We start from the raw sequence: 9,858 nt of genomic DNA, 5'->3' as shown, positions 1-9,858 counted from the left end.
CCCGCGGCGGCCTCATCCCCCTTGACGCTGTCGTGGTGGTGGTGGTGGGGGGGGGCGTTCTTACTCCCGCCGGGGGCGCCCGCGGCGGAGCCCCCCCCCCCCCCTCTTCGTCGGCCCGCTCAGCTCGGGTTCGTGTTGATGACCGCGATCCGGTTGGTCCTGCTCATCAGGGCGGTGCGCAGGTTGAGGTACACGTCGTCGACCGTGACGGGGGTCTTCTTGCCGGTGCCCCGAGTGATCAGCACGTTGTCGAAGGCGTGGCCGTACAGCTCCTTCAGGGCGGCCCGGTCCGGGGCGTCCACCAACTGGCCGTTGACGGCCTTCACCCGGAGGAACTTCCACAGCGAGTTCTGCGGGCTGAACACGACCGAGTGCGCGGCGTCCGTCTGCACGGTCACGTTCGCCGACATGGCCGGCTCCGCGAACTTCTTCATCTCGCGGTCGACCTCGGCGTTGGAGACCGCCGGCTGCTTGGTGGTCGTCGGCACCGTCACCGCAGCCGCGGCGCCCGTCTCCACCTCGGCCCGGTAGGCCTCCTTGACCGCCTCGGTGGCCCGGCCCGCGTCGATGGCCTTGCCGGCCTTGCCGTAGACCGCGACGGCCTTGCCGGACACGAAGTTGATCGTGCCCTCCTTGACCGAGCCGGCGCCGGAGCCGCCGCCGACGTCCTGGAGGGCCGCCTGGAGCTTCTCGTCGTCGACCGGCATGACGGGCTCGACGACCCGCTTCTGGCCGAAGAGGGAGCCGATCACGGAGACGGGGTTGTAGTCGCTCTTCGCCGCCGCGCCGACCGTGGACGGGAAGTCGAACTGCAGCCCCGCCTTGTCCGGCGCGAGGGAGACCGTCCTGCCGTCCACCGACAGCTTCAGCGGCTTGTTCACCCGCTGGCCGAAGGCGTCGTCGAGTTTCCTGACCGCCTCGTCGCGGGTGCCGCCGCCGATGTCGACGCCGAGGACTGTGGTGCCCTTGGGCACGTCGGAGTGGTTCATCAGCAGCCCGGCGCCGTAGGCGACACCGGCGACCATGACCACACCGCCACCCAGCAGCGCCAGCTTGCTGCGGCCCTTTTTCTTCTTCTTGGACTTGGTCTCCGGCACGTTCTGCGTGACCGGTTCGGGCAGCTTGGGGGGCGTGTGCGGCAGCGGACCGTCGGCCGACGTGCCCGACCCGAAGGGGAACGCCGCGCCCGGCGTGACCACCGGCATGCCGCTGGTCACGGTGTGGGAGGAGACGTTGTCCGCCGCCGGGGAGCGGTAGCCGGGGGTGCCCGGCTCCGGGGCGGGCACCTGCGGGGTGAGGACCGCGGTGTCGTCGCTCAGGCCTCCGCCGGGACCGTGGCCCGGGACCGGGCCGGGGTGCGTACGGGGAGCGCCGGGACCACCGGGGCCGCTGGGGCCGCTGGGGCCGCCGTAATGGTCCGGGGCGTCGAACGCCATGGCGGGGTCTGCGTCCACGCCGCCCCGACCGCCCGGTGCGCCGCCGACGGACGGGGCCAGCATGCCGTGCCCGGTGACCGGACCGCCGGTGGGACCCGCGGGGCCCTGCGGTCCGCCGGTACCGCCGCGGGCGCCCGGTCCGTTGAAGTTGCTGGGCCCACCGGGACCGGCCGGACCGCCCTGGCCGTTCGGACCGCCCTGGCCGTTCGGACCGCTCTGGCCGTTCGGACCGCTCTGGCCGTTCGGACCACCGAGGCCGTTCGGACCGCTCTGACCGTTCTCCGCGAAGTAGGGCAGGTCGTCGCGGCGCGGCTCGCCGCTGCCACCGGGACGGGGACCGTTGCCCTTGCCGCCCGCGTGGCCGCCGCCCAGCGGCCCCGCGGCCAGCGCCTCGGTCACGTCGAAGGAGCCGGTACCGCCGCCGTGCCCGGGAGCCACGGGACCGCCGGTGGCGCCGGTGAGCCCCGCGCCGTTCGTCCCGCCGGGCCGGGACGCGCCCGGCACGCTCATCGAGCCGACCACGCCACCGGGCCGCCCCGTGCCCGGACGCGTACCGCCCGGAGCCCCGGAACCGCCCGGAGCCCCGGAACCGTTCGGACGCGCACCGCCCGCGGGACCCGCGCCCGGCGCCGGTGCGGCACCCGCGGCGGAACCGCCCGGCAGCCCGGCGCCGTTCGTGCCGCCGCCCTGACCGCCCTTGCCCGGGCCGGACTTGCGGGGCGCGAACCAGTCGCTGCGCTTCTCCCCGGCCGGGGCCGCGGGGTCGGCGGGCCGCTCCACGGTGCCCGTGGACATCGTGGTGGGGGCCGTGGGGTGCGGGTCCGTGCCCGCGTCGTCGGCCGCGCTGTCGGTGTCCGCCGCGACGGGCGTGCGCATCACGACCGGCGGGATGGGCCGCGATCCGGGGATGTTGATCCGGATGCGGGTCGTCAGCGTGGTCTCGGTCTTGCGTTCCTCCGGCTGCGCGGCCGAACGGCCCGCGTCCGCGCCGCCGTCGGAAACCATGGGGGTTCCGTACGGCGGCGTGCCCGAGGGGTATGCGGCTCCGCCGCGCCCGTTGGGCCCGGAGGACGGAGTGTCAGTTTCACGACTCAAGGCAGGTTCTCCCGGTTGGCTCCGCCGCCCGCGTTACGACCTCTCTCGGGCGACTCGGCGGCGCGCACCACCATACTGGCCACTTCTGGCGCTTATCCCATGACCGCTGGGGAAACCCACACCGGACTCGCACGCGCGCCGCACGGCGAAGTGGTACGTCACTTGCCAAGTCGGGCGGCAGCGCTCCCAGGTTGCCGTCCCGGCCCAAGGGTGGCGCAGATCACAGCGAGGGCCATGCCGCCGAGCAGGAACAGGTAGGAGCCGCCGCCCGCACCGAACAGGAAGTCCCCTTCGGGACGGCTGGCGGTGAGGAAGAGGACGGTGACGATCCAGCCGGCCACCGGCGCGACCGCCCCGGCGCGACCGCGCATCGCGTACGCCCCGCCGAGGAACAGCCCGGCCGCGCCCGCCAGCGCGAGCAGCAGCCCGCCCGGGAACCAGCCGGCCTGCACCAGGGCCCCGGCGACGGCGACCACCACGCCGAGCACGAACAGCCCCAGAAGAGCGGCGATCCGCCCGCCCGAGGGACGTTGCAGCGGCTGGGCGAGCAGCGAGCCCCGGTCCGCCCCGCTCATGACGCCTCCCCGAGCCCGCCCCCGAGCCCGTCCTCGAACCCGTCCCCGAGCCCGTCCCCGAGCCCGGCGAACAGGTCGGTCTCCCGAGCGGCCGGGCGCTCACCGCTCACCAACTCGTAGTACTCGGTGGTGAACAGGGGCTGCGCCAGTTCGTTGGAGAGCGCGAAGTAAGGCGCGTCCGGGGCGACCTCGATCTGGGTGACGTGGGCGCGCATCGCGGCGGCCTTGGCGGCGGCGTGGGCGCCGCCGTCGACGGCGGTGGTGATCCGCTCGTCGTCGACCACTCCCGGTACGTCCTCCACGGCGGCGGCCTTGGCGAAGGGCAGGCCGGGCAGGTCGTCGGCCAGCCGGGCGAAGGCGGCCTCGGCGACGGGGCGCGGCACCCGGTTCCAGTAGACCTTGGGGATCCGCCAGCCCGCTCGGGCAGCCAGCTCCACGGCCCTCATGGCGACGCGGTGGGCCTGGATGTGGTCGGGGTGTCCATACCCCCCGTTCTCGTCGTAGGTGACGAGGACCTGGGGGCGGACCTCGAGAATCACCTCGACGAGGTGTCCGGCGGCCTCGTCGACGTCGGCCTGCCAGAAGCAGGCGGGGTCACCGTTGTCCGCGATGCCCATCATGCCGGAGTCCGCGTAGCGTCCCGCGCCGCCGAGCAGCCGGAAGTCCGCGACGCCCAGCTCGCCCATCGCGGCGGCCAGCTCGCGCAGCCGGTACTCGCCCAGGGCGGCACCGGTCAGGTGCCGCAGCCCGGGCGGTATGACCTCACCGCGCTCCCCGAGGGTGCAGGTGACCAGCGTCACCCGGGCACCCCGGGCCGCGTACGCGGCCATGGTCGCGCCGTTGTTGATCGACTCGTCGTCCGGGTGCGCGTGCACCAGCAGCAGACGCCGCGCGGGCAGTTCCGTCATAGCCCCAGCCTACGAGGCCCCGGCCCGCCGCCCGGCCACCTCCTCGCCGCTTGTCACCCTTCGCTGTCGAGCACGTGAGCGATGGTGAGGGCGATCCGCTCGATCCAGTCGATCGCGTCGGTCACCTCGGCCTCGTCGATGGGCCGGCGCTGCCTGAGATCGCCGTCGATCAGGTCGGCGTCGTGCGCGATCTTGTTGCGCCGCTTGGTGATCTCCAGGTAGCGGCTGCGGAGCTTCTTCTCGTTGAGTGAGGTGCGCCCCTGGAAGAATTCCTTGTTGACGCAGCCCGCCGCCTCGTACCAGACCTTTTTCTCGGTCACGAGCTTGAGCACTTCGGAGATCTTTCCAGGATGCTGGAGCGCCTGCCCCGAAAGTTTCTCCCGCAGGTGCGCGACCACGGCGTCGGGCAAGGCCACGTCGCCGCGCCGCACGGCCTCGACCGTGTGTAACGGCAGCTCGTACACCCGGAGCTGGTACGGCATATCAGGGCTGTCCTTGGCTGCCAGTTCGGCGACCCGGCGCAGGACCTCCTCGTGGAACCAGTGGTCGATGGCCGCGACCGCCTGGACCCAGGCCGCTCGGTAGAAGTCGTCGATGTCGATCGTGGGCGAGCGGAAGGGCGTGAGCATCGCGCCCGCTTTGACCATGCGCCGGGCGTAGGACAGGTTCGTCATGAACGCCTCGAACTGCCGCGTTCGTGGTCTGGAAATGGCCATGCGCTCCCCCGAGAAAACTACCCGTGACGATCTCTACGAGAACGATTCCCGAGACGCAGGGGGGCCAGTCAAGCCACCCGGTGACACCTTGGATCAAGGTGACCGAAAGCGGCCCGTCCCTATCCGGAAGACGCCCTTCGGCATCAGGACAAGGGCCTGCCCTCGGCGCCCTCGTCAGTAACCCCGATGCGGGCGCGTGCACCCCCGGACGAGCCGGAGGTGTTCACCCGCTCGGGTGAGCGCGGTCCGCGGGCGGAACGAATGGGGCTCGGTGGGGTCCTTTCGCCTCGTGGCCCTGGGAAAGACCGCCCCCTCGCACCGGGCACGTGCGGTCGGGTTGCGGTGCCAGGTCGAGCTCCGCCCAGACCGTCTTGCGCGGACGCCGTCCCCGGGCTACGCCCCAACGGTCGGCGAGCGCCCCGACGAGGACGAGACCCCGGCCCGATTCGGCGTCTGCGACGGGGTCCTGCGGCTGTGGCAGGCGGTCCCCGTTGGTGTCGGTGACCTCGATGCGCAGGGTGCTCCCGATGACGTACAGGATGAGCTGGAAGTCACGGCCGGGGACTCGGCCGTGTGTGACCGCGTTGGCCGCGAGTTCGGCGACGAGCTGGCGTGCCGGGTCCAACGGCAAGTCCCAGGAGCGAAGTTGCTCGGTGGCGAGCAGGCGGCCGAGGCGGGCCCCACGTGGCGTTGACGAGAGGCGCACGTCGAAGTTGCGGACGGGGTGGTCGAGCTGGGCTTCGGAGGCGACGGTTTCGTTGATCACGTCACTCAGAGTGGCCACGTGCATCTACCGTGAAAAGCAACTACGCCCTTGCGTACAGTGGCTGTCGGGGGATTGTCCGGTGCTGTCCGGGCTGTCGGGCCCGGTCGCCAGGGTAGGCGCCGACCCGAACCGCACCCGGAAGGCCGGCGGACAGGAGGGCTCCGGGGGCGGCATGGGCATGATGTACGGCATGCCGAAGACGACACAGTTGCGCACGTACACCGTCCGGGACGGCCTTCTCGACGAGTGGGTAGAGCGGTGGCGGGAGGAAATCGTTCCGCTGCGACTGGAGCTGGGGTTCACGATCGGCGGAGCCTGGGTGGACCGGGAGCGCAACCAGTTCGTCTGGCTGATCTCGTACGAGGGTCCTGAGACCTTCGCCGAGCGTAACGCGCTGTACTGGTCGTCGCCCGAGCGGAAGGCCATGGGCCTGAACCCGGACGACTACCTCGTCCACACCGACGACCGTACGGTCGAAGGTGTCTACTGACCGCACGGTCACGCGGGGTCGAGCGGCAGCAGGTGCTGCCGCCGTTCCTCCTGGGTGAGAGTGCGGAAGACCCGTCCTCGGGCGGTCGCCTCCAGCCGGTCGTAGTCCGGCTCCGCCCGCCAGACGCGCGCCGTCCCGTCGGCCGATGCCGTGAGCAGTCGCGTGCCGTCCGGGGACCAGGCCACGGAGGTCACCTTGTCCTGGTGCACCCCGACGACGGCGATCTCCTCAAGAGTGGTGGCGGACCATACCCGTACGGTGCGGTCGTCGGCGCCCGTGGCGATGTGCCGCCCGTCGGGCGCCCAGGCGACGGCGCGGAGCCGCCCCTCGTGCCCCTTCAGCACCTCGATGCGCCGGCCGGTGACGGCGTCCCACACGGCGGCCGTCCAGTCGCCGGAGGCGGTCGCGATCCTCGTCTCGTCAGGGGACCAGGCCGCGTCCTCCACATAGTTGTCGTGGCCGCGCAGCACCGTGAACTGCTGTCCCTCCCCGATGTCCCACAGTCGGCACGTGCGGTCGTCGGAGCAGCTGGCGAGCAGCCGTCCACTCGGTGACCAGGCCACGCGCCCCACCCAGTCCTGGTGTTCGGTCAGTTTCAGCAGCTCGGTGCCGTCCGACGCGGACAGGACGCGCACCGCGCCGTCGTGGCCACCGGTGGCGATCCGGCCGCCGTCCGGCGACCAGGCGCACCCCTCGACGACCGCGCCGTGCCGTTCGAACAGGGTGCCGCCACGCCCGTCGGTGATCCGGAACAGGCCGTCGTTGGTGCTGATCGCGAGCCGCTCCCCCTGCGGGGCCCAGGCGACGGTCCAGACCCGGTCCTCCAGCTCCGCGACCGCACCGGCCGGTACGCCGGTGACCGCGTCCCACACCCGTACGGTCCCGTCGTCCGAGGCCGTGGCGAATAGGCCGCCGTCGCCGGACCACGCGGCATGGTTCACCGGAGCGCTGTGTCCGTCGGCCAGTACGGCTTCCGCGCCACGCGGGCGCAGGTCCCACACCATGGCGGTGCCGTCCGTGGAACTGGTGGCGAGCATGGTCCCGCAGGGTGACCAGGCGACGCCCCACACGGTGTCGGCGTGGCCGCGCAGCACGGCCAGGACCTTGGCGTCCTCGCTGTCGACGATGCGCACGGTGCGGTCGGAGGAAGCGCTGGCGAGCATCCGCCCGTCCGGCGACCAGGCCAGGTTCCACACGTAGTCGGTGTGTCCTCGCAGCAGCAGACGCAGGTCGCCGGTGTCGGCGTCCCAGATGCGGGCGGTGTGGTCCCCGGAGCCGGTGGCGATGTGCCGCCCGTCCGGTGACCAGGCGATGCCCTCCACGAAGTCCGAGTGTCCGACGAGTGTGGTGGCCGCCCTCCCTGCCGTCAGGTCCCACACGATCGCGGTCTGGTCGTGTGCGGCGGAGGCGAGACGGTTGCCGTCCGGCGACCAGGCAACCCCCCACACGTCCTCCGCGTGCCCGTGCAACTCGTGCACGAGCCGCCCGGTGTCCGCCTCCCAGACCCGTACGGTCCGGTCCTTGGAACTGGCCGCGACATGCCGGCCGTCCGGCGACCAGGCCACCTGCCTGTTGAGGTCCCCGGCGCCGGTGAGCAGCCGGACCGGCTCCCCCGAGGTGGCGTCCCAGATCCGTACGACACGGTCCCGTCCGGCGGTTGCCACCCTCGCCGAGTCCGGTGACCAGGCGACGGACTCGACCATGACACCGTCGCAGGGCAGCACCAGCAGGGCGCGTCCGGACGCCGCGTCGTGAACACGGGCCGTGCCGTCCCGGGACGCCGTGGCCAGCATGCGGCCGTCGGGTGACCACGCGATGTGCCGGACGGTGTCGGTGTGTCCGTCGAGCCGGGCGCGGAGGTGACTCGCCGCCAGCGCCGCCATCAGCCCGCGCCTGGCCGAGGGGGTGGGCGTGCACTCGCCGAGCGCGGCCAGCGAGAGCAGCAGGGAGCGCTCCGGTTCGCCCTCCGCGCTCAGGAGGACCTGCCGGCCGATGCTGTCGGAGACCCGGCTCAGGAAGCTCAGGTCGCGGCGCTGCGAGGCCTCGACGAGAGCGCGGGCGGGAGCGGACGCCTGCCCGGATTCCTCCAGCGCTTCGAGCCAGCGCCGGGCCGCCGTGAGGCGTTCCCCGGTGAGCAGGTAGTCGTCGCCGCGTCCGGCCCGCTCCCAGTCGGCCGCCCAGCGGTCCAGTTCGGCACGCTCGCGGAGTCGTTCGGCCCACGCCTCGACCTCCTGCCGCAGCGGGGCCCACTGGCGGAACAGGGCCTCGTGCGTCACCTGCGCGTAGGGCTCACCGCTCGTTGCGGAGCCATCGCCCGCGACATCGGTGCGCAGCAGCCGCGCCTCGATGAAGGCGTCGACCACATGACGTTCCGGTTCGTCGAGTTCGGCCAGCGGTACATGTCGGCGGGCCACGTCCTGGCCCTCGACGGTGACGAACCTGAGCAGGACCCGGAGGACGGAGTCGATGCCCACGCCCGCGCCGAGCCCGGCCACGGTGTTGTCCGCCTGGCGTGCCAGCGCGCCGGGCACTCCCCCGAGCCGCCGGTAGAGCTCCTCGGTGACGGTCCCACCGGGGCCGGAGGCGAAGTACAGCTCCTGGAGGAGGTAGGCGAGCAGCGGCAGGGCGTCGTCCGTCCCGGTCTCGCCCACGATGGTCTCGACGACTCCGGGCGCGAAGCTCAGACCGACGAGAGCGCCGGGCCGCTCCACGACATCGGCGAGCTGCGCCCTGCCCAAGGTACCGATGGCGACGGGGTGCTGGAGGAGTTCCGCGTGTCCGGTGCCGAGCAGCCGGCCGAGCAGGTCCACCCGGAGGGTGACCAGCACGCGGACCGCCGGATCCTGTTCCACGCAGACGCGCAGCGCTTCGAGGAACTGGGCGCGGTCACGCTCCCCCGCCAGGGTGACGACCTCCTCGAACTGGTCGACCACGAGGAGTATCCGCCGGAACCGGCCACCCCGCAGCCGCGACAGCTCGGCTCGCAGCGCGTCCGGCCCCTGGCGCAGCCTGCGCAGTACGACACTCGCCGTCTCCTGCCCGCCGACGGCTGCCGCCAGCGCACCCGCGAGGGCGCCCAAGGGGTTGGGGCCGGGGGCGAAGGCCGGTACGACGGTCCAGCGGCGTTCTCGAAGCCGGGGCATCACTCCAGCCCTGACCAGCGAGGACTTTCCGCTTCCTGACGCCCCGACCAGCAGCAGGAAGCGCTCCGCGGGGCGGGTAGCGGTGGCGTGCAGCCTGCGGGTCAGTTCGGCGGCCTGTGCCTCCCGGCCGAAGTACACGGGCGCCTCGTCCTCGCCGAACGCGTCGAGGCCCGGGTACGGGACCCGGTCACGCGGCCACTCGACCCGGGGCGGCGCGGGATTCTCCAGCCGGTAGACGACGACCTGCCCGACCACCAGGGCCACGATCAGCACGCCGATGGCCGGAACGGAGAACCGCCGAATCGCCTCCAACACCCAGGGAGCCTTGTCGGTGTTGGTCGCGTAGTTGGTGGCGATCCCCAGTAAGCAGGCGACCAGCGCCAGCACGATCTGGAGCGCGACCTGCATACGGTTCCTCATCGGACCCCACTCACGACCGCGTCGCCGGCTTCCGGCACCGCTCGACCCCCGTTCCACCAGCCCTGGAAGACCGGCATCGCCTTATTCGCCGAGCCCATCTTCTGAGCACTGACAGGAGCGTTCAACGGTACGTACGGGTTTCAGCCAGGCAAGGCGGAGCGGGGGGACGGGAACCGCGGCGCCTTCAGCGGGGCCGGTTTCGGGGATCACGTCACGGGGAGCGGCGTAGCCCGCTTACCGTGAAAGTGACGACGCGACTACGAATGGTGACTGTCCGGGTTTTGTCCAGCGCTGTCCGGGCCGGTCGGA

General features: G+C 72.4%; 7 protein-coding genes. 1 reads left to right on the top strand and 6 read right to left on the bottom strand.

Translation table 11 applies throughout. The features are described from left to right. Positions 1 to 119: 119 nt before the first annotated feature. The 5 genes from ABZX30_RS25130 to ABZX30_RS25110 form a co-directional block, all read right to left on the bottom strand. Positions 120 to 2,531 carry a hypothetical protein gene (locus ABZX30_RS25130; protein WP_355937183.1) on the bottom strand — a complete coding sequence of 804 codons (2,412 nt, stop codon included), beginning with the start codon at positions 2,529 to 2,531 and terminating at the stop codon, positions 120 to 122. Between the two features lie 158 nt (positions 2,532 to 2,689). Next, complete coding sequence (locus ABZX30_RS25125; protein ID WP_355937181.1) at positions 2,690 to 3,106, bottom strand: DUF6113 family protein; 417 nt, start codon at positions 3,104 to 3,106, stop codon at positions 2,690 to 2,692. After that, a complete protein-coding gene (mshB, locus tag ABZX30_RS25120; protein ID WP_355937179.1) occupies positions 3,103 to 4,014 on the bottom strand; it encodes an N-acetyl-1-D-myo-inositol-2-amino-2-deoxy-alpha-D-glucopyranoside deacetylase in 912 nt (303 codons plus the stop codon). Before mshB ends, ABZX30_RS25125 begins: the two co-directional genes overlap by 4 nt. 53 nt (positions 4,015 to 4,067) lie before the next feature. Then, positions 4,068 to 4,730 carry a hypothetical protein gene (locus ABZX30_RS25115; RefSeq protein ID WP_355937177.1) on the bottom strand — a complete coding sequence of 221 codons (663 nt, stop codon included), beginning with the start codon at positions 4,728 to 4,730 and terminating at the stop codon, positions 4,068 to 4,070. Between the two features lie 223 nt (positions 4,731 to 4,953). Then, positions 4,954 to 5,496 carry an ATP-binding protein gene (locus ABZX30_RS25110; RefSeq protein ID WP_355937186.1) on the bottom strand — a complete coding sequence of 181 codons (543 nt, stop codon included), beginning with the start codon at positions 5,494 to 5,496 and terminating at the stop codon, positions 4,954 to 4,956. Positions 5,497 to 5,686: 190 nt separating this feature from the next. On the opposite strand from ABZX30_RS25110, the gene ABZX30_RS25105 reads away from it, so the two are divergent. Further along, positions 5,687 to 5,986, top strand: coding sequence for an NIPSNAP family protein (locus ABZX30_RS25105; RefSeq protein WP_355937176.1), 300 nt, complete (start codon positions 5,687 to 5,689; stop codon positions 5,984 to 5,986). An 8-nt stretch (positions 5,987 to 5,994) separates the two neighbouring features. Here the strand turns inward: ABZX30_RS25105 and ABZX30_RS25100 are convergent, their stop codons facing one another. Next, complete coding sequence (locus ABZX30_RS25100; RefSeq protein WP_355937174.1) at positions 5,995 to 9,537, bottom strand: AAA family ATPase; 3,543 nt, start codon at positions 9,535 to 9,537, stop codon at positions 5,995 to 5,997. Positions 9,538 to 9,858 lie beyond the last annotated feature (321 nt).

This window comes from Streptomyces sp. NPDC004542 (genome assembly GCF_040610035.1).
GTDB lineage: Bacteria > Actinomycetota > Actinomycetes > Streptomycetales > Streptomycetaceae > Streptomyces.
Note: the sequence above shows the minus strand (reverse complement) of the source record. Positions and strands in the feature narration are given on the sequence as shown.